The organism is Psychrobacter sp. ANT_H3 (assembly GCF_027919975.1).
Lineage (GTDB): Bacteria > Pseudomonadota > Gammaproteobacteria > Pseudomonadales > Moraxellaceae > Psychrobacter > Psychrobacter maritimus.
Window position 1 is genome coordinate 203,745 of sequence record NZ_JAQISM010000001.1, and the last position, 20,045, is coordinate 223,789.

The following is a 20,045-nucleotide window of genomic DNA, read 5'->3' on the forward strand; positions in this document are numbered from 1 at the left end:
AGACGATATTTGATGAATTAGCATACAGAATCATTCGATTTTGGCACAGACAGCCCGAATAAAGGACGCAGATATAAGGCTAAAAAAGTCCCTGCCATCGCCATGATGCCCCATATATAACCATGAGCACTAAAAGAGGCGATACCGCCGAAGTAAGCACCGATGTTACAGCCGAATGCCAAACGTGCACCATAGCCCATCATTAATCCGCCAATCACCGAAGCGGCGAAATTCCCCAAAGTAATCTGAGTGAATTTGAATAAACCACCCGCTGCTGAGGCAATAAAAGCGCCAATGATAATGCCGATATTCATGACTGTGGTTGAATCAGCGAAAATAGATGCGTTCAATGCGGCGGCATTCGCCCCTTGCCAATAGCCCCAGTTGGCAACATCAACACCAAAATTGCTGGCGATTTTCGAGCCCCACAATGAAAATGCAGAAGTAATGCCCCATGGTTGACCACGCGTGAGTAAGGTTAAAGCATTTAATATCGCTAAGACAATGGCGGCTGCGAATAACGGCCAAGAACCTCGAAAAATACGTCTCCAACCTGACTCAGTTGGAACGGGAGCCATCTTTGGAGCCTTGGTCTTTTTCTCAACAACGAGCGTAACCCACGCAATCAAAGCAAACAGTATTAAAGATAACACCCAAGCACCGCTATAACCAAGACCAGTAGAGGTGGCTAAAGAAAAAGGCGCAAAAGACGGCATCTCTTCTGTCCAAAACGGCAGATGATAAGCACCAATGGTCGCGCCAATGACGAAGAAAATAAATGTGATAAACATCACCGAACGTCCGCCGCCTACTGCGTAAAGCGTACCAGAAGCACAGCCGCCGCCAAGCTGCATGCCAATACCGAATACAAAAGCGCCGACCAGTAAACTGACACCAACTGGCGATACATAACCTGCGACTGAGCCGCCAAAAATCGTCGTACCATAAGCAAGAATGGGCGCAAACAACGTAACTGCAACGGCCAACATCAGCATATGAGAGCGCATGGCTTGCCCATTACCAACCGACATCAGGCGTCTAAAGGCAGAAGTAAAACCAAAGCGGGCATGAAATAGGGTATAGCCGAGCAATAAGCCGATAGCAAAAAGCAGCGGCTGGGCGGTAGTCTGGGTAATAGACAGATAGACCAACAGGATAAAACCAACAATAACACCAGCTATTATCAATGGTTTTTGTGGATTATTTAAAGCCAGCGTCTCTTTAGCAATAGGCTCTCGTGTATCGTTCACGGGCTGAACGCTCGTCGTTATAGTCGTCAAGGGAATCACATCCTTCTCTGATATAATATTTCAGAGTTCATTGTTCATGGTTTGTATCATTGGTTATGATAAGGTATTTGGAATATCCAACAGATTTTTCTAGGTATGATTGAATAAGGGCTATATGATAGACCCGTTTTAAAGAATCACTACAAGAAGAGCGGGAATTAACATATTCATATATGGAATAAGTAGATGGAGATCAACGGATAGCAGTGCTTAAATATATTTTAGCCGATATCTTTTTTTTCCTGTATTTTGCTATGCTTCTTTCTATATAGTCATTTCAATAACTATATCATCCATTTAATTTCGCCTTTAAGTTCAGCGTCTAAAAATAGCGCGGCATAGTGAAGGTTGAATTTATCAAAGCTTGCCTCATATCAATGAATTAATGCGTCCGCTGTCCTATATAATAGTTAGCTGCTACATAACAGTAGCCACATAAAGTATTTATAATAAAAATTATTGAACATTTGCAGCATCACTACTATTCACCCAATCCATTATTAGAGTTCGTATGACTACATCTATCACGCCTTCCTCAGCTTCCACGGACAATCCGCCTAACGTATCGATGGCTGTCATCTACCATAGTAACTACGGACATACTAGACGTGTTGCCGAAGCCATAGTGATGGGCGCGCGCCAGCAATTGCCAGAAGCACAAGCCAAAGCGGTCGATGTTCATGATGTCGATTGGGAGTTTTTGGATCAGGCGGATTTACTGGTTTTTGGTAGTGCCGTATATATGGGCAGCGTGACGGCAGGCTTTAAGACCTTTATGGATGAGACATCCAAGCGTTGGTATCATCGTAAATGGGAAGGTAAGTGGGCCGCAGGCTTTGCCAATTCAGGCGGTCTGAGCGGCGATAAGCTTGCCGTCTTGCAGCAGATTTGTCTTTATACCATGCAGCACGGGATGAATTGGATAGGTCTGCCGCTTATGCCAACCGGTCATGAAGCGCATGATTTAAATCGTCTTTCAAGTTTTTTGGGTTTGATGACTCAGTCGCTAGATGGTCCACCTGAAGAAACCCCAGGGAAGGGCGATATTGATACAGCTATCTGGTTTGGTGATCATTTGGCGAAGACCATTATCAAGCATCAGCCTAAACAGCAAATGGAAGCCGCTAAAAACTAGCCTAAGCAGTCACTCAGGCGCTATCAGTATTTTGAATGCTTTATGAAGCGCAAAATAAAAAAGCAGATATCAAATCGATATCTGCTTTTTTTATTGAGCGTTATTTTGTGTTGCTACCTTTTTAACCACAATGGTTCTAGTAACATCATTATCAGTGATAAAGGGATTATCAACAGTATTCTTAGCAGGAATAATCATAACTAATGCAGCGGTAGGGGTAGAGATGTTTTTATTTGGTACAGTTGTTAATGACCGGTCTTTAACAGCGAAAGTTTCCGCAGGGAGATTTTTGACAGGAATTGGGCTTTCGACAAATTGAAAAGATTGGCAACCTGTCAGAGGTATCGTCGCTACAAGCAGACATATAAAGGCAAATGATTTCATAAGGACATCTCGGGCGCTAGTTGGCGATTTTAAAATGGTTAACGACGTTAAAATAATGCGCGACTTTAGCATGGCGCTTATCATAAACAAAACAATGGGGAATACAAAAGGCTATTTATTATTAAGGTTGAGATAATGTGTAAGCTAGAGAGAACAGTAGATATCAGGACAGAGAAAGGCGATTGACCCTAAGCGCTATGTATCTATTATGTACACTTATAATTGATAATGATAAGCAATAAAGCCGAAATTTAGCAGATAAATTGTTTTATATATTCGTTTTTACGGATAAAATTAAGGTTTATTAGGCTTTAGTGATTGTTTTCTAAAGGATTTATCTAATTATTGATAATTATAATATAAAAATACATATTAATTTATTCCAAGGTAGCAGCGCTAAAGCGTTTCTTTAAGTTTTGTAAAAAAATGCAGCCAATCCGTTACTATTCAAGTAATAGTCGTGAAATAGTCTTACATTAGTGAGGTGAGTAGACATTCTTTAGCAACTATCTTTATTAAGTTGCTTTTATCACCCTCTTTTATGAAGCATTTACTGGACGATTTGCTACCTCATTTAATGGATTATGCATTGGGCATTATAAGTCATCAGTCATAAAAACTTGCCCAATATCGAATGTCTTATTCCAACAATAATTACAACACCCTAGGTGCCAGCTATATGAGGATATTATGAAGCCACTTTCTGTGATGTTATCGATGCTTGTCATTGGTATTACCTCCAGCGCCGCAATGGCTGAAGGTGCTAACCTTCCTAATGCCAACTTACCCAATGCCAGCTTGCCTAATGTAAGCCCTGCCAATAGCGAGCTTGTCAACCGCGGTGCATATATTGCCCGTGCTGCTGACTGTATGGCATGCCATGGTGAGGATTACACCGGCGGCACAGCGATTGAAACTCCGATGGGAGAGATTTATTCAACCAATATTACGCCCTCTAAACGTTACGGTATCGGCGATTATACCGAAACGGATTTAAAGAACGCTTTGCAAAAAGGCCGTGCACCAAGCCACATGCTGTATCCTGCCATGCCATATCCTTCTTATAGCGGCATGAAGGAAGAAGATATCAGCGCATTGTTTGCTTATTTGCAGACCGTACCGGCCGTCGATGAAGCCCCGAAGCACAAAACCAATTTACCGTTTCCTTTTAACATTCGCAGCTTAATGCTTGGCTGGAATTTCCTCAATGTACCGTCTACCGAAAAGCGCGACGGACTGAACGAGACCCAAAAACGCGGTGAATATCTGGTCAATAATCTAGAGCATTGCGGTACTTGTCATACCCCGCGTAATAGCACCATGGGTTTCGATAAAAAAATGTATCTATCAGGTGCTCAGCTTGGGCATTGGCATGCGCCAAATATCACGCCCGATGAGTCGAGCGGTATCGGTAGTTGGAGTGAGCAAGATATTATCACCTATCTACGTACCGGTGAGCTAGACCAACGCGCTTATGCGGGTGGTCCCATGGGTGAAGCGGTTGCGCATAGTACCCGTTATCTAAAAAATGAAGATTTGAGTGCCATTGCCTCTTATCTAAAAGCGATACCAGCCATTCAAACAGAAGATAAGGTCTCTGCTGTTGATGTGTCACGCTTGCCAACGCCCGTCAATGAATCTATCACTCATGATCTCCTTGCGCAAAAAGATTATTTAGCCCAAGCAAAAACAGAGGTGAGTAATGGTAGCAATTCGCCAGAATCGCTATATCTAGCAGCGTGTGGTAGCTGTCATGGTGTCGATGGTTACGGTCAGCCTGATGCGCGTTATGCGCCTATCGTGGGACTCAGCAGTATTCGCCGCGAAAAGCCTGATGCCCTCGTTAATATGATATTGCATGGGGTAGAGGGAGCGACTGATACTTCGCCTATCATGCCGGGGTTCTCAGAAGAGCTGAACAGTGAACAGATTGCTGGCATTGCCAACTATGTACGTGTCAATTTTGGTGGGCTTGCTAACAGTGAGGTCAGTGCTGCTAATGTCGATCGCATCGCTAACACAGGGGTGGATAAACCTTTCTTAATCAAGTACGCAGGTTTATTGGCAATCATCGGTATTCTCGTCGCTATTGCGGTCATTATATTTATTATACGAGCCATTTTACGTTCTAAGCGCCGCCGTTAATTAGGGTTTAGCTATTCGTAATGACTTTGATTGCCATGGTTTTGACTTAACTACGTTCAATTGACGTCATACAAATAGCAAAAAACTCAATCAAACAGCGGACTAGTAAGCTTATAAATGCGTTTTAGGCAGTTATTATAAGACGGCTATTATCAAACAGTTATTATGTGACAGGGATTAACGGCAATACGGTAGCGCAGGGCAGCTTGGCAAATAAACGCAGAATTAAGCCAAGCTGATAAATAGCATACATACTGATAAATAAAGATAGGTGTTTATCAATAAAACCAGTGTCTAAGAATCAGTGTCTAAGCACCCGTGTTTACCGTCATGCACGAACGTCTACTTTAAGGATATTATTATGAAAGACATGCTTCAATCACCAACGCGGCGCCAACTGCTCTCGATGATTGGTAAAACAGCGGGCGCAACCGCCATGTATCAGGCAATGACGACGTTAGGATTTGCCTCAGAATCGAGCTTTAAGGAAACCATGGACCTTAAGGGTGCACCGCCGGGCGCTAGTATCGTCATTCTTGGTGCCGGTCTTGGCGGCCTGACCGCGGCTTACGAGCTACGTAAAGCGGGCTATGATGTCAAGGTGCTCGAGTTCCAAAACCGTGGTGGCGGTCGTAGTTGGACGCTCAATAGCGGTGATAAATATACCGAGCTTGGCGGCGAAGAAGTCACCTGCGATTTTGAAGAAGGTAACTATTTTAATGGTGGACCATGGCGTCTGCCAAGCCATCATTATGCTGTTTTCCATTATTGCAAACAGTTCGGCGTTGAGATGCAGCCTTTTATTCAGACCAATGACCGCGCTTATCTGCATCGTAGCACCCATTTTAATGGTGTGCCGCAGCGTTTGGGTGATGTGAAAAACGACATCCAAGGACATGTATCAGAGCTATTATCAAAAGCGGTCAATGTTGGCGGTCTTGATCGTTCGGTTAATAAAGAAGACAAAGAAAAGCTCCTAGAAGGTTTAAAAGGTTGGGGTGTACTCGATAAAGACTATCGCTACCGTGCCAGCAATGCGACCAGTAAGCATCGTGGTTATAGTGTTTTTCCGGGTGGCGGCTTGATGCCCGATGAAACCCCATCAAAGCCTTTGCCTATCAGTGAGATATTAGATTCAGGCATGTGGGCCGATATTTATGGCAACCATATGACCTATGCGCATCAGCCAACCATGTTTCAGCCTGTTGGCGGTATGGGTAAAATCGGTGATGCATTCACCCGCGAATGCCGCGATATGATTGAGTTTAATGCCAAAGTGACCAAGATTCATCAAGATGAAAGTGGCGTTACCGTTGATTATGTCGACAGCAATAGCCCAAATGGCGCGACCAAAACCATTCGTGCTGATTGGTGTGTGTGTAATATTCCATTAACGGTACTGACCCAAATTGATATCAACGTCTCAAAACCGATGAAAGAGGCGATGGCCGCAGTGCCTTACGAGACTTCTTATAAAGTGGGCTTAGAGTTTAATCGCCGCTTTTGGGAAGAGGATGAGTGGATCTATGGCGGCTTGACCTATACCGATATGCCGATTGCGCAGATTGCTTATCCTTCAGAAAATATGTTCAAAGACGGTACAGGTGTGTTGTTGGGCGCGTATGGTTACGGCCCAACTTCTTATAAATTTAATACCTTAACCCCGCAAGAGCGTATCAATGTCGCGCTGGCTTACGGTAAGTATATCCATCCTCAGTATCCAAAAGAGTTCCGCGCCGGTACATCAGTCGTCTGGCACCGTATCCCGTGGACACTTGGTTGTTATGGTATTTGGAATGAGTCGACTCGTCGTCAGCATTATGACACCTTGTGTAGTATTGATAATCGTATTGTACTCACGGGCGAGCATTGCTCACACATTCCGGCATGGCAAGAAGGCGCTATTTTATCTGGTATGGATGCCGCCAAGCGCCTACATAAAAAAGCAAAAATGCTGGGTTAATATGAATAACTATAAAAATTCAGAGGCTATCATGGACAATGCAATCGTGAATAAGGCAGTCGTGAAGAAAAAAGTCATGAAAAACATGACACCCAAACTGCTGACTGTGATGCTGCTAAGTTTGCTGAGCAGTGCAGCGCTTTTAGGCTGTAGTCAACAGTCAGATGATGAAGTGACCATCTCTACAGTACAAGATCAAGACTCCTTGACGACCAATGACTATCAAGCAAGTCGTAATACGGGGGCGTGGGGCGGCGTATATATGAGCCGTGAGGAGCTTGCTGCCCCTGCTATCAATATCGTCGATAACAGCTCACTTCCCACTATGGATAGCGATCCAAGTATTGCCGAATGGGAAGCCAAGTTTGAAGGCACGAATGCTTTTGTGACGACAGATGGTAAGAAACTGTATCACGACTCTTGTGCCGCTTGTCATATGCATAAAGGCGAGGGTGCTTATGGCGCAGGTTATTATCCGCCACTGGCTGATAACAGTAAGATGCAATCGAAGTATTATATCATTGATATCTTGATTAATGGCTTTCGTGGCATGCCATCCTTCCATAAGATGATGAATGACGAGCAGATGGCGGCGGTCACTCAGTATGTGGTCAGTGATTTAAATGGTTATACTGATACGGTTACCGCTGAAGATGTCGCACAACTAAGACACGCAGTTCCACCAGCTAGCGATCCTAGTGATGAGTAATGCAATGAGTTAATGTTTTAGTGCTTATTTTTAGTATAGTCAGTTCAAAATAAAAGCGAGACGTTATAGCTGTGTGCGACTGGTATAAATTTTTCTTGCTTGCTGCTATCACAGAGGCTACGAAAAATTCATCCCAGTCGTACTGTATCGATTTTAAAGTAATTCTACTATATCATTGATTATTACTATAAAAGTCGCTCTATTATTCCAAGCCAAAAAAAGCGCCTAATGATTTATTAGGCGCTTTTTTATATTTAGAGATTTGATTTCTAGGATTTTCTTAACTGGTAAAATGAAAAGTTAATAAATTCATAAGCTATTTAGGACTCGCTGACCAAACTGGCGAGCGGATAGTACCTTGACCAGATTTACCAAATGATTCGCCACCATTCAATGATTTGATGGTCAGTACGCCTTTACCACCTTGCTTTGAGGCATAAACCACGCGCTTACCATTGGGCGAAAAGCTTGGAGCTTCGTCGATACCAGTATTGCCCAAGTTGGCAGTGACCGCGCCGCCACTGTTCATGATGGCAGCTGAGCGACCACTTAAAAAAGCAATTTGTGAGCCATCACTACTGAACTGCGGACTGGTGGCATAACCACTGCTTGATACTTGAGTCGTACGTCCTGAACCAAATTCATAACGATAGATACGCGGTTTGTTAAACCCTGCACGGTCACTGACGAAGACAAAAGATTTGCCATCAGGTGCGTAGTTCGGCTGCACTTCACTACTTGGCCAATTGGTGATACGTCGAGGCGTACCGCCGCTGGCGCTCATCTCATAAATATCAGCACTGCCTTCAAAGCTGCTAGAAAACAGTATTTTGCTACCATCGGGTGAAAATGAGGGGCTAAGATTGCTACCAGGGAAGGGCGTTAATGGTGTCGCACCGCCGCCGCTCACGCTTTGTACATAAATAACAGGATAAGACTTATCGCGCTGCACTGAATAAGCGATGCGATTGCCATCGGGTGACCATGTAGGCGAGAAGATAGAGCCTGCCACCTCGGTAATGGTTTTGGCATTTTCGCCATCAGCATCCATTACTTTTAGGCGCGATATTTTCTCTTTGCCAGTGCCAATCTCTTCGATATAAGCAATGCGCCCTGAGAAGTCGCCGGGAATGCCAGTGATGAGCTCATATACTTTATCAGCGATAACATGAGCTGCGTAACGCATGCTTTCTTTATTATTATCAGCGGTGAGGCTTTGTTTGCCTTCTATCACGCGCCCAGATTTTATATCGATGACTTCATAATCGGTGACGACTTTACCGCGATTACTGCGCGTGCTACCGACCACAAGATAAGGGATACCCATGCTTTGCCACACAGGTAGTGTGCCTGCTAACTCGCTACTACTGCGCGGCTGCTGCGGTAGGTTTTGACTGGTGACTTTCAGCTCTGTTTTACTCAAATCATTTAAGACAATAGACGATAAGGTCGTGTCACCAGCAAAGGGCACAAAAGCCACTTGGTTTTGCTGCACCGGAATCTCATAATCCAACTCTAGAACGACGGGTGCTGCAAAGACGCTAGGAGCAAGCAATAAGCTTGAGGTGCTGGCAAGTAAAGAGAGGCATAGTTTTTTATGGATGCGCATGACCAAATCGAACTCCTAGGTTGGGATAATGTTTTTTAAAGGCGGTAAACTGACGATAACGATAATATCGCCGCATATATAGGTTGCGTTAGCTAAAGTTAGCAATAATATCGTCTTAGGGCAACTGATTAATTGCTGCCCTTAAACTGTATGGTAAAGGTAGGGTATTTAGGATCATCGGCGTCAATTGGTAAGCTGCCGGTATTCAACACCGCCTGCTTCGCGGCTTCATTGACCGCGCTATCAGGTCCTGAGGCAGAGACGTTAACCACATTACCACTGGCATTGACAGTGATGGTTAAGGTAGCGCGCTGCGTCGAGCCTTTTGCTGCCGTCGGTGGATTGTAGTTGCGTTTGATGAGGTTGATAATTTCACTATTGCTGGCACCGCGGCTGCCACTTGATGCCGAGCGGCTATTGCCTTTTGCGGTACTTGAAGTCGTGGCGTCACCAGATAGCATCGACTGTCCATCATCTCCTAAGCTAAGCGTTTGACCTGCGCTACCAGAACTACCGGTATTGATTTCTATATTTCTATCATTGGCCGTAGGGCGTTTAATCTTAGGCGGATTATTTTGCTTATTGCGAAAATCTCCGAGCCTTTTTTGCTCTTCAATAAGCTGTTGTTTCTTATCTTGTTCAATTTGCTCATGCTCTTCTAGTACAGACTCATCTAATTGCGCTGCCCACTCCGCCATATTACGCTCATACTCTTGCGTTTGCTCAAGCAGGCGTTGGTGCTGCTCTTCACTCATTAGCATGGGGCGACTAGCGGAATCATCAGAACGGGTAAAAACAGGCACGCGCTGCGAATTAGGCTGCGTTGGGCTGTCGTAGCTAACGCTGCCATCAGTACTATTTTCTGGCATATTACTGGATGAGCCGCTTGCACCGCTGTCGGCTTGCATGGCGCTGGCCGCTGCAGCGCGATTGGCAAGTATCTGTCCTTGCATCTCAGCCAATTGTTCAGGGGATATCATGACGGTCTCAATAGTGCCCGCGGTCTCGACTTCCATATTCTGGTAGCTATAAATTAGGATACCAATCACAAGACCATGTGCCAGAAAACTGAGCAACGTAGGCAAGGTTAGCCCGTTACCTTCAGGTTCGGTCGGCACATAAACGGTCGGCGCATTACGCATGGCACTGATACTCAAGGATATGGTACTCAAAAACAGGGTACTTAAACATAGGGCACTCAAAAACAGAGCATTCAAGAACGTGAGACTGAAAAAAGAGCTTCATCAAATTATCTACTTTATTATAACCAACTGAGCTAAAAGTGGGCGGTCTTATAATGAGGGCGCTGGTAATGGTGCACCTGTCAATAGCCCTACTTTTTGGATACCTGCTTGTTGTAAAGTTGCCATCAGGGTCATGATAGCGCCATACTGATTGTTTTGATCGGCATTGATCATCACTTGCAAAGGCTGTGCACCCACTTCGCTACTTTGATTTTGCAGATTGGATAATGTATCAATCAGCTCCGGCTCGCTAATCGGCAAGTCGATATTGTTCTCATAACTGATAAAAATCTCGCCACTGCCCGTTAACGACACAATCACGGGTAGCTGACTTTGGCTCATGGTATTGGTTTGCTCTTTTGGCAAATCAACGTCGACACCCGTAATCAGCATCGGCGCTGTGACCATAAAGATAACAAGCAGCACTAGCATTACGTCGATATAAGGAACAACGTTCATCTCCGCATTGAGCGCTTTTTTCTCACGGCGATAGGGACTTTGTTTCATAGACCGGTTACCTGACTGCTTTGATTAACTTGGCTGACTTGCGTACTAGGCTGCGGATTTTCGATACTGGTTTCGCGTTGGAGCATCCCCGTCATCTCATCACAGAATAAAGCACGTGAGTCATATAGGCGGCTTGATTTGGCGGTAAAATGGTTATAAGCCAATACCGCAGGAATAGCGGCAAACAAACCCATAGCAGTGGCAATCAAGGCTTCAGCGATACCGGGCGCAACAGTGGCTAGGGTCGCTTGTTCGCTTTGCGACAGTCCCAAAAAGGCATTCATGATGCCCCAAACGGTGCCAAATAAACCGACATAAGGTGCTACCGAACCAATACTTGCCAGCGTCGTCAATCCTGATTCTAATAATTGCTGCTGACGACCCAAGCCAACGCGAAGCTTACGTTCTACGCCATCGATGATGTCATATTTAGGCTGGCGTTTTTTATGCATTCTTAAATATTCAGAAAACCCAACATAAAAAATCTGCTCAAGTCCTTGGCGCTCAGGTGAACCTTGTACGCCTTGATAAAGCTTCGCCAAATCTTCTCCTGACCAAAACCAAGTTTCAAACTGCTGGTCGAAATTTTTGGCCGTACCCAAACGGGCACTCATACGAAAAATAATCACCCAACTAAGCAACGAGGCTAATAATAACAATGCCATCACAATCTGTACCAATAGACTGGCTTGGGTGATGAGGTCGACAATATTTAATGATTCAGGCATGGGTTAGGCTCATGGGTAATTAATAATAACGGCTTTGATTTTAATGGCTAAATACTTATAGCGGCTAGGGGCGGGTAGCGTTTTCACAATATGTTAATTCTGCCTCCTCGCTATAACCCCGTAGTGTACTGTGAAATGATAAAAAGGTCATTTATTAAAGTGTTAAATGTAAATTTAATCGTTGGTGCAAAAATTATAATAGTGAATGGGTTTTATAAGGCTGTCGATATAGTCCGCTAATTGTGCCCATTAACTTAAAAAGCGTGACATTAATTGAAATTGTAAGACAATTTCACTAGAATGTAATTGTTTGTTGCTATCGCTTTTCATGGTGGCTCTGCATTTGCCAAAGTTATATGTGGCTAAAGGATTAAAAACATCATCTCGAATCTTAGTTTGTAAGCGTCATTTATAGTCGCAATTTGGAAGCGTCATTTATAGTCGCAATTTGGATGTATTTTTATATGTTTGATTTAAAAGCAGCATTGATGGTCGCTATTGCAAAACGGCGCTTATCAACGCAGGTGGATAATGATAATTTACTTACTGCTATTTGGAAGCGACTCTTATGAACGCAATCGAACGCTATTTTGGGATCAACGGTGAAAATACCACGATCAAAACAGAGATTTTAGCTGGTGTAACCACGTTTTTGACCATGGCTTACATCATTTTTGTCAACCCTAACGTCCTTGCTGACGCTGGAATGGATAAAGGCGCGGTATTTGTTGCTACCTGTCTTGCCGCCGCTATTGGTTGTTTTATCATGGGGTTTTATGCCCGCCTGCCAGTCGCGCAAGCCCCAGGTATGGGACTCAACGCCTTCTTTACTTATGGCGTGGTTTTGGGCATGGGCTACAGCTGGCAAACGGCGCTTGGCGCGGTATTTTTGTCAGGTTGTATCTTTGTCCTACTCAGCTTATTTAAAATCCGTGAAATCATCATTAATTCTATTCCAGACAGTATCAAACAAGGCGTTGTCGCTGGTATTGGCGCATTTTTGGCGTTTATCTCCATGCAAACTGCTGGTGTCATCGTTAATAACGATGCGACATTGGTAGGTCTTGGTGATATGACAGCATTTGCGCCGGCAATGGCAGCACTTGGTTTTATCATTATTGTTGGTTTGTCTCACAAAAAAATACCAGGTGCGGTCACTATTGGTATTTTGCTGGTAGCGCTTATTAGCCTTATTACCGGTAATACCCAGTTTTCAGGTATTATCTCAGCGCCGCCGTCTATTGCTCCAACATTTATGCAGCTTGATATCGCTGGTGCGTTTGATGTAGCAATGATTAGTGTTATCTTTGCCTTCTTATTTGTGGATTTATTTGATACGGCAGGTACGCTGATTGCAACCACCAGTCAAGCAGGTTTGATTGGTAAAGATGGTAAAATCCCTAATATGGGTAAAGCGCTGCTAGCAGATTCGACGGCGACTGTAGCAGGTACTTTACTGGGTACCTCATCAACGACCAGTTATATCGAAAGTGTCTCAGGTATCGCCTCCGGTGGTCGTACTGGATTAATGGCTGTGACCGTTGGCGTGCTATTTTTACTCAGTGTGTTCTTCTCACCGCTTGCTGCCATGATTCCTGGTTATGCGACAGCAGGGGCTATCTTTTATGTGGCAGTACTGATGATGGGCACATTAAAAGACGTGAAATGGCATGACTTAACAGAAGCGGCGCCAGTCGTGGTGGTCTTGTTATTTACGCCTTTGACCTATTCTGTTGCTGACGGTATTGCGCTTGGCTTTATCACCTATACCGCTATCAAGGTAGTCGCTGGTAAATTCTCTGATGTGAGTATTCCTGTTTGGCTTTTAACAGCCGTATTATTGATTAAGATTATCTTCTTATAAAATATTAGCTAGTGTATTCACCATAAAAACCCTCTTTATCTACTAAGCTGATAAAGAGGGTTTTTTTATAGGAAAATCATAGGTAAAACGTGAATAAGTGGGATAGGAAAACCCCAATTATTTCTACAAAAAACCAGTTAAATCAGCGTCAGTAATCTAGATGTATAACCAAATCTTGATATTTACTGTGATGTTAATAACCAATTGTTTTTAAACTATATTCTGCTTGGTTAAAATAAGTAACAGCGTGCGTTTGACGCTTTTTTTATGCTACCATCACTAAGCTAAGCGCATCACCTCAATCAACGCCGTAGAGGTTTTTCTTACAGTGAATTTGCGTCATATAAGATGACAGATACGGTTTTATTAACACGATACCGCATCTGAGCATCACTTTCCATTCACTACTAACAAGAAGAAGGCACTAATGCCGCTTAGCTGTTCGTTGTTGCCTTTATATTGTTAACGTAGCCCGTTTAACACTAAAACGACCTACTTGACCGCGTCCAGCCTATGCTGGATTTTCTCGTTTTGTGATGGTGTGGTTTGGTCTTTTGATTATTGCTGTAAATATTCATAGACGACTATTATTTAATTTAATCATGTCTTCAATTTAATAATGGTTATAAGTATTTTTCAAAATAATCAGAATTTTTACCGCGCTATTTATTATGGTTTTTAAACGATAGTTATGGAGTTGTTATGAACCCAGTAGACCAGTTTACCCCGCAAGAGCCGATTTTATTTAAGCCGGTAGATTTGCTAGCGCCAGACTATATTGCTCAGTCATCAGAAACGCTGCACGCCCGTATTTCACCTTTATATAGCGTGGATGAAGAACGTTGGTTGTCAGAATTGTTGCCCCTTGCCAAGCCGACTGATAGTGAACGTGAAGCCGCTGCAACGCAGACGCGCCAACTGGTCGAGCACGTACGTAATGATGGCAAAGCTGTAAAAATGGTTGACTCATTATTACTTGAATATAGCCTCGATACCCAAGAAGGTATCTTGCTGATGAGCTTGGCAGAGGCATTGATTCGGGTGCCGGATAACTATACTGCCGATGCGCTGATTCATGACAAAATGAGTGTGGCTGATTGGAAAAAGCACATAAAAAATGACAATGGCTTCATGGTCAATGCCTCGACATGGGGCATGATGATGACCGGCCGTGTGGTCAGTATTGATAGCAATACTACGGCATCAGGGTTTTTGGACCGCATGACCAAAAAGATGGGTGAGCCGGTCATTCGTAGTGCGATGCAAAAAGCCATGCGTATCATGGGTCATCAGTTTGTATTGGGCGAAACCATTGAAGGGGCGAATAAAAACAGCCAACCATATCGTAATAAAGGCTATACCTATTCATTTGATATGCTAGGTGAAGCGGCCATTACCCATAAAGATGCTGAAAAATACTTCAACGATTATCTGCATGCGATTAAAGCAACTGCCAGTATTAAAGTTAAAGAGGGTATGCCAAAGCCGTCGGTATCTATTAAGCTGTCAGCCTTGCATCCGCGCTATGAAGCGACCCAAGAAGAGCAAGTCATGGGTCTATTACGTCAACGCTGCCTACTACTGATTGAGGCGGCGCGTGAAGTTAATGTCGATATCAGTATCGATGCCGAAGAAGCCGATCGCCTTGAGATTTCTCTGAAACTATTTGAGTCTCTATATCGCGATAATTTAACCGCTGATTGGGATGGGCTAGGTATCGTAGTCCAAGGTTATTCTAAACGCGCGATTGCTATTTTAGTGTGGTTAGCGCGCTTGGCAACCGAGGTCGGCGATCGTATTCCGGTCCGTTTGGTCAAAGGCGCTTATTGGGATACTGAGATTAAATTGGCGCAGCAAAAAGGTCTATCCGGCTATCCTGTGTGGACACGTAAAGAGGGTACCGATACTGCTTATCTTGCTTGCGCGCGCTTCTTATTGTCTGAGCATCTGCGTGGGCTCATCTGGCCACAGTTTGCGACGCATAACGCGCACACGCTGGCGTCGATTATGACCATGAGTGCGCATAGAGACTTTGAGTTTCAGCGTCTACATGGTATGGGCGATGCGCTGTATGACCATATCTTGCAAGCTTATCAAATTCCGGTACGTATCTATGCACCGGTTGGCGCCCATAAAGATTTATTACCATATTTGGTACGTCGATTGCTTGAAAACGGTGCCAATAGCTCGTTTGTCCATCAATTATTAGACAAATCTTATCCCATTGATAAGCTAACCGTACATCCATACGACAAATTATTGACCAATGATACTTTACATAACCCTGATATTCCGCTGCCGTTAGATATCTATGGCGAGCGTCGTGCCAGCTTCGGTCCCAATATTTTTGTAGAATCGCAATGGCTACCGTTTAAAGCGGCTATTGATAGTCATCTGCATAAAACGTGGTCAGCAACTTCTATTATCAATGGTAAAGCGGTTGATGAATACGAAGCGGATGGTAAGACTCATCAGCTTGAATCTCAGAAAGTGCGTGCACCTTGGAATCATGAAGTCATCGCTGGTGAGGTAAAATATGCCAATGCGGAATTGGCGGTGCAAGCTATTGATGCGGCAGTGGCAGGGCAAAGTGCGTGGCAAGCAGTCCCAGCCGCGAAGCGTGCTGCTATATTGCGTAAAGTGGCGGACTTATATGAAGAAAACTATGCTGAACTGATGGCGCTCTGCCAGATTGAAGCCGGTAAAACCATGCAAGATGGCATTGATGAAATCAAAGAAGCGGTTGATTTTTGCCGCTTTTATGCTGATGAAGCAGAGCGTTTAGACGATGTGGTGCATGAGTTTACTGATTTGACAGGTAAACCCTCGCGTCAGGTTTATAAAGCGCGCGGTACTTTCGTATGTATCAGCCCTTGGAACTTTCCGTTGGCTATTTATACCGGTCAAATCGTGGCAGCACTAGCAGCAGGCAATACAGTAGTGGCTAAACCTGCCGAGCAGACCAGCTTAATCGCTCATTTTGGTGCTCAGTTAATGTACCAAGCTGGGGTTCCAGCCGAAGCATTACAGTTAGTGACGGGTGCGGGCGATGTTGGCGGTGCTTTGACAGCTGCTGATAATATCGCAGGCGTTATTTTTACCGGTTCAACCCAAACGGCGCAGCGTATTAACCAAAGCTTAAATAATCATGTGCAAGCCAGTGGCGAGCTACCGGTCTTTATTGCTGAGACGGGTGGTCAAAATGCCATGATTGTTGACTCAACCGCACTACCTGAACAGGTGGTTAAAGATGCGGTGTTGTCAGCCTTTGGCTCGGCCGGTCAGCGTTGTTCAGCTTGTCGTATCTTATGCGTACAAGAAGAAGTCGCGGATAATTTAATCGAATTGCTACAAGGGACTATGGCAGAATTGGTCGTCGGTAATCCACTACACGTCACCACAGACGTAGGTCCGGTGATTGATGCGGATGCCAAGCGCAGTCTGGAGGCACATATCGAACGTATGAGCGCTGAACCAACCGCAACTATTTTGGCGCAGACGCCTATGAGTGCAAGCTCGGTTGTCAGCGAAGAGAACTCTACCTTTGTCTTGCCAACGGCGATTGAGGTTAAAAGTATCGATGTCATTGGTGGCGAGCATTTTGGTCCGATATTGCATGTACTGCGTTATCAAGCGCCTGATCTGAATAAGCTTATCGATGCCATTAATGGTACTGGTTTTGGTTTAACTTTGGGTATTCATAGCCGTATTGAAAATATTGCCGAGCATATAGAGCGCCGTGCGTTTGTTGGTAACACCTACATCAACCGCAACCAAATCGGTGCCGTTGTAAACGTTCAGCCATTTGGTGGCTGTGGTCTATCGGGTACGGGTCCAAAAGCGGGTGGTCCACATTATGTAGCGCGTCTCATGCAGCTGCAATCTGAGTCAATAACGACTGAATCACTCACTCAAACACAAATCGCATAAGGAGTAGCAAGATGGCGACTGAATTTAAAAAGAATCATGCCCAAGTTTGTGAATCTTGGCGATTACTTGGCGCGGTCAATCGCGCAACGTATCTGCAAGCAGCCATTCCAAAATTGGCCTTGCTAACTGGCGATGTTAATAAAGCAAAGCGTTTATTCAATCATTTATTAAGTGCTGCGCCAAGCTTAGATGAAGTGCAGCGTATGACGGGCGCGACGGGTGAATCCAACGATTTATACGTGACCGCTCGTGGCAAAACCATGGTCATCGGCGGTGAGTCTGCGCGCGCAATGGCAGTACTTGGGCAGTTAATCGCTGCATTATTGACTGGGAACGAGGTGATACTACATTGCCCAAGCCAAGATGAGATGTGCAATGAGGCTGCAAAAATACTGTACGAGATGGGCATTAGTGATGATGTATTGAGTGTGGCGAACGATTCACAGACCGTGACGCTACTATATATCGATCGTCTGGCACAAGTGGCTGTCGCTGGTAATCAAAGCGAAGTCCAAACGATTAGCCAAGAGCTTGCTAATACCGACGGTATCTTGACGCAAGTGATTGCTGTCACTGATATGGAAGGGCTGTCAGAGATGCTCACGCCTGATTATCTCTATCGCTTTGTCACCGAACGGGTAAGAACCATTAATACCACAGCGATTGGTGGTAATGCTAGCTTACTGGAGCTTGGAACAGAGTAATAATCTCGTTTAGATAAAAGTTAGATTATTGCTAGTAGATAAAAAATAGAAGCACAGACATAACGGTCAGTAATTGTTTTCCAAGCGTTTTGGGAAATGATTACTGACCGTTTTTTTATAGTTTTTTTAAGATATTTATTATTTTGGTTAGACGTTAAAAACCTTTTAAATCCATGGTTTTTTAGCTTGTAGGGAAACAATAGTGGTGATACTATAAATAAAACCTGACCAAATAGTCATCTTTTTAATTGATATTGTGACCAATAATAAGGTGGGGAATTTAACTAGAGCAGCCTACAACTATTAACAAGGATTGTTAATAGATTTAAGGTCATATTAATCAAGGATGATTAAAATGTCTCAATCTTTAGAGCCTCAAAAAAACGCTGAGTTGATGTATCAGCTCAATGACAAGCCTAGCTTTTGGCCGGCAAGTTTCGCCGCTTTACAACATCTGCTAGCTAGTATCGTCGCTATTGTCACTCCTACCTTGATTGTCGCCGGAACCTTGGGTTTGGGGGATTACGTTCCTTATCTAATCAGCTGCGCGCTCATCTCCTCTGGAATTGGCACTTATATCCAATGTAAAAAAATAGGTCCTATAGGCGCGGGCATGCTCAGTTTGCAAGGTACTAGCTTTGCTTTTTTAACGGCTATTATCGCTGCTGGACTGATTGTAAAAGGGCGGGGTGGTTCACCAGAAGATATTTTGGCTACTATTTTTGGGGTTAGTTTTTGTGCCGCCTTCGTTGAAATTGTTCTTAGCCGCTTTATTCATAAATTAAAAAGAATATTTACCCCGGTTGTTACCGGTACCATTATTATTCTCATCGGTGTTCCGCTGATTGAAGTTGCCATGACTGATATTGCAGGCGGTTTTGGCGCCGAAGATTTTGGCAGTTTGCAAAATCTGTTTTTAGGGATGGTTGTGCTGGTATCGGTGATTGTATTTAACCGCTCAAAAAACCCACTATTAAGACTTTCTTCTATCGTCATTGCCTTAATCTTAGGAATGTTAGCCGCATTCTTCATGGGCAGATTAGATTTTTCTTCATTAAACAATGTCGGTTTTATTACCATTCCTATCCCATTCAAATTTGGTTTTCAGTTTGATATCACCGCTTTTATTCCATTAGCTATCCTGTACTGTGTCAGCGCCCTTGAAACGACGGGCGATCTCACAGCCAACGCTGTAGTATCAAAAGAACCTGTCAAAGGCCCTGTCTATCTTAATAGAATTCAAGGCGGGGTATTGGCAGATGGGGTCAACTCTATGATTGCTGCCACCTTAAACAGCATGCCGTCGACCACCTTTAGCCAAAATAACGGCGTCATTGCGCTTACGGGCGTCGCCAGCCGCCATGTTGGTATTTATATTGCGGCTCTTATGATTATCATCGGATTGTTTCCTATCTTTGGCGCCATATTGCAAACCATGCCGCAGCCCGTACTTGGTGGCGCAACATTGGTAATGTTCGGGACAGTAGCGGTAGCTGGTATAAAAGTATTGGCTAGCGCTAAGCTTGACCGCCGTGATATGTTGATTATTGCTACTTCTGTAGGCATCGGTATCGGCGTATCTATGGTGCCTGAGGTGTTATCACAACTGCCTGAATCAATACGTAACGTGCTGATATCGCCTGTCGCAATAGGCGCGATTACTGCCATTGCATTGAGTTTATTTTTACCAGAAGATACCCAAGACGCTGATATATAAAAGTAAATATTTAATAGAAGTGTGGTTAGTAAATATTATTGTGTGATAGCTATTACATATTCATTGATTTGTTTTCGCCATCAAGCAAGTGTTTATATTAATAATCTATCTAAGCTG

The 20,045-nt window shown here is 44.0% G+C and carries 14 protein-coding genes; 8 read left to right on the forward strand and 6 right to left on the reverse strand.

Annotation, left to right across the window (positions count from 1 at the left end):
- Positions 1–17: 17 nt before the first annotated feature.
- Positions 18–1,280 (reverse strand): YeeE/YedE family protein, encoded by a 1,263-nt coding sequence (locus PG901_RS00790; protein WP_271133125.1) that lies wholly within the window; start codon positions 1,278–1,280, stop codon positions 18–20.
- A 520-nt stretch (positions 1,281–1,800) separates the two neighbouring features.
- Between PG901_RS00790 and PG901_RS00795 the strand changes: the two genes are divergently transcribed.
- Complete coding sequence (locus PG901_RS00795; RefSeq protein ID WP_271133126.1) at positions 1,801–2,424, forward strand: flavodoxin family protein; 624 nt, start codon at positions 1,801–1,803, stop codon at positions 2,422–2,424.
- A gap of 90 nt (positions 2,425–2,514) precedes the next feature.
- Here PG901_RS00795 and PG901_RS00800 read toward each other — a convergent pair whose 3' ends face one another.
- Positions 2,515–2,808, reverse strand: coding sequence for a hypothetical protein (locus tag PG901_RS00800; protein ID WP_271133127.1), 294 nt, complete (start codon positions 2,806–2,808; stop codon positions 2,515–2,517).
- Positions 2,809–3,498: 690 nt separating this feature from the next.
- On the opposite strand from PG901_RS00800, the gene PG901_RS00805 reads away from it, so the two are divergent.
- The 3 genes from PG901_RS00805 to PG901_RS00815 all read left to right on the forward strand — a co-directional run bounded on the left by PG901_RS00805 (position 3,499) and on the right by PG901_RS00815 (position 7,625).
- Positions 3,499–4,953 (forward strand): cytochrome c, encoded by a 1,455-nt coding sequence (locus tag PG901_RS00805; RefSeq protein WP_271133128.1) that lies wholly within the window; start codon positions 3,499–3,501, stop codon positions 4,951–4,953.
- 361 nt (positions 4,954–5,314) lie between these two features.
- Positions 5,315–6,916 (forward strand): flavin monoamine oxidase family protein, encoded by a 1,602-nt coding sequence (locus tag PG901_RS00810; protein WP_201618647.1) that lies wholly within the window; start codon positions 5,315–5,317, stop codon positions 6,914–6,916.
- A gap of 76 nt (positions 6,917–6,992) precedes the next feature.
- A complete protein-coding gene (locus PG901_RS00815; RefSeq protein WP_201618702.1) occupies positions 6,993–7,625 on the forward strand; it encodes a c-type cytochrome in 633 nt (210 codons plus the stop codon).
- Positions 7,626–7,941: 316 nt separating this feature from the next.
- Here the strand turns inward: PG901_RS00815 and PG901_RS00820 are convergent, their stop codons facing one another.
- From PG901_RS00820 to tolQ, 4 genes are all read right to left on the reverse strand, one after another.
- Positions 7,942–9,234 carry a translocation protein TolB gene (locus PG901_RS00820; protein WP_271133129.1) on the reverse strand — a complete coding sequence of 431 codons (1,293 nt, stop codon included), beginning with the start codon at positions 9,232–9,234 and terminating at the stop codon, positions 7,942–7,944.
- Between the two features lie 128 nt (positions 9,235–9,362).
- On the reverse strand, positions 9,363–10,406 hold the full coding sequence (locus PG901_RS00825; RefSeq protein WP_271133130.1) for a TonB C-terminal domain-containing protein: 1,044 nt from the start codon (positions 10,404–10,406) through the stop codon (positions 9,363–9,365).
- A gap of 120 nt (positions 10,407–10,526) precedes the next feature.
- A complete protein-coding gene (tolR, locus tag PG901_RS00830; RefSeq protein WP_201563520.1) occupies positions 10,527–10,985 on the reverse strand; it encodes a protein TolR in 459 nt (152 codons plus the stop codon).
- Positions 10,982–11,713: a protein TolQ gene (tolQ, locus tag PG901_RS00835; protein WP_271133131.1), complete on the reverse strand. Its 732-nt coding sequence runs from the start codon at positions 11,711–11,713 to the stop codon at positions 10,982–10,984. Before tolQ ends, tolR begins: the two co-directional genes overlap by 4 nt.
- Positions 11,714–12,281: 568 nt before the next feature.
- On the opposite strand from tolQ, the gene PG901_RS00840 reads away from it, so the two are divergent.
- The 4 genes from PG901_RS00840 to PG901_RS00855 all read left to right on the forward strand — a co-directional run bounded on the left by PG901_RS00840 (position 12,282) and on the right by PG901_RS00855 (position 19,928).
- Positions 12,282–13,577, forward strand: a complete 1,296-nt coding sequence (locus tag PG901_RS00840; protein WP_201625685.1) for an NCS2 family permease — start codon at positions 12,282–12,284, stop codon at positions 13,575–13,577.
- A gap of 702 nt (positions 13,578–14,279) precedes the next feature.
- Positions 14,280–17,507, forward strand: coding sequence for a bifunctional proline dehydrogenase/L-glutamate gamma-semialdehyde dehydrogenase PutA (gene putA / locus PG901_RS00845; protein WP_271133132.1), 3,228 nt, complete (start codon positions 14,280–14,282; stop codon positions 17,505–17,507).
- An 11-nt stretch (positions 17,508–17,518) separates the two neighbouring features.
- Positions 17,519–18,211 (forward strand): 1-pyrroline-5-carboxylate dehydrogenase, encoded by a 693-nt coding sequence (locus PG901_RS00850; RefSeq protein ID WP_271133133.1) that lies wholly within the window; start codon positions 17,519–17,521, stop codon positions 18,209–18,211.
- Positions 18,212–18,566: 355 nt separating this feature from the next.
- Positions 18,567–19,928, forward strand: a complete 1,362-nt coding sequence (locus tag PG901_RS00855) for a uracil-xanthine permease family protein (RefSeq protein ID WP_227692381.1) — start codon at positions 18,567–18,569, stop codon at positions 19,926–19,928.
- Positions 19,929–20,045 lie beyond the last annotated feature (117 nt).

What these genes read in the sequence shown, in the direction of transcription:
- PG901_RS00795 (WP_271133126.1), top strand. Translation starts at nt 1,801, where the DNA reads ATGACTACATCTATCACGCCTTCCTCAGCTTCCACGGACAATCCGCCT.
- PG901_RS00800 (WP_271133127.1), bottom strand. Translation starts at nt 2,808, where the DNA reads ATGAAATCATTTGCCTTTATATGTCTGCTTGTAGCGACGATACCTCTG.
- PG901_RS00805 (WP_271133128.1), top strand. Translation starts at nt 3,499, where the DNA reads ATGAAGCCACTTTCTGTGATGTTATCGATGCTTGTCATTGGTATTACC.
- PG901_RS00810 (WP_201618647.1), top strand. Translation starts at nt 5,315, where the DNA reads ATGAAAGACATGCTTCAATCACCAACGCGGCGCCAACTGCTCTCGATG.
- PG901_RS00815 (WP_201618702.1), top strand. Translation starts at nt 6,993, where the DNA reads ATGAAAAACATGACACCCAAACTGCTGACTGTGATGCTGCTAAGTTTG.
- PG901_RS00820 (WP_271133129.1), bottom strand. Translation starts at nt 9,234, where the DNA reads ATGCGCATCCATAAAAAACTATGCCTCTCTTTACTTGCCAGCACCTCA.
- tolR (WP_201563520.1), bottom strand. Translation starts at nt 10,985, where the DNA reads ATGAAACAAAGTCCCTATCGCCGTGAGAAAAAAGCGCTCAATGCGGAG.
- tolQ (WP_271133131.1), bottom strand. Translation starts at nt 11,713, where the DNA reads ATGCCTGAATCATTAAATATTGTCGACCTCATCACCCAAGCCAGTCTA.
- PG901_RS00840 (WP_201625685.1), top strand. Translation starts at nt 12,282, where the DNA reads ATGAACGCAATCGAACGCTATTTTGGGATCAACGGTGAAAATACCACG.
- putA (WP_271133132.1), top strand. Translation starts at nt 14,280, where the DNA reads ATGAACCCAGTAGACCAGTTTACCCCGCAAGAGCCGATTTTATTTAAG.
- PG901_RS00850 (WP_271133133.1), top strand. Translation starts at nt 17,519, where the DNA reads ATGGCGACTGAATTTAAAAAGAATCATGCCCAAGTTTGTGAATCTTGG.
- PG901_RS00855 (WP_227692381.1), top strand. Translation starts at nt 18,567, where the DNA reads ATGTCTCAATCTTTAGAGCCTCAAAAAAACGCTGAGTTGATGTATCAG.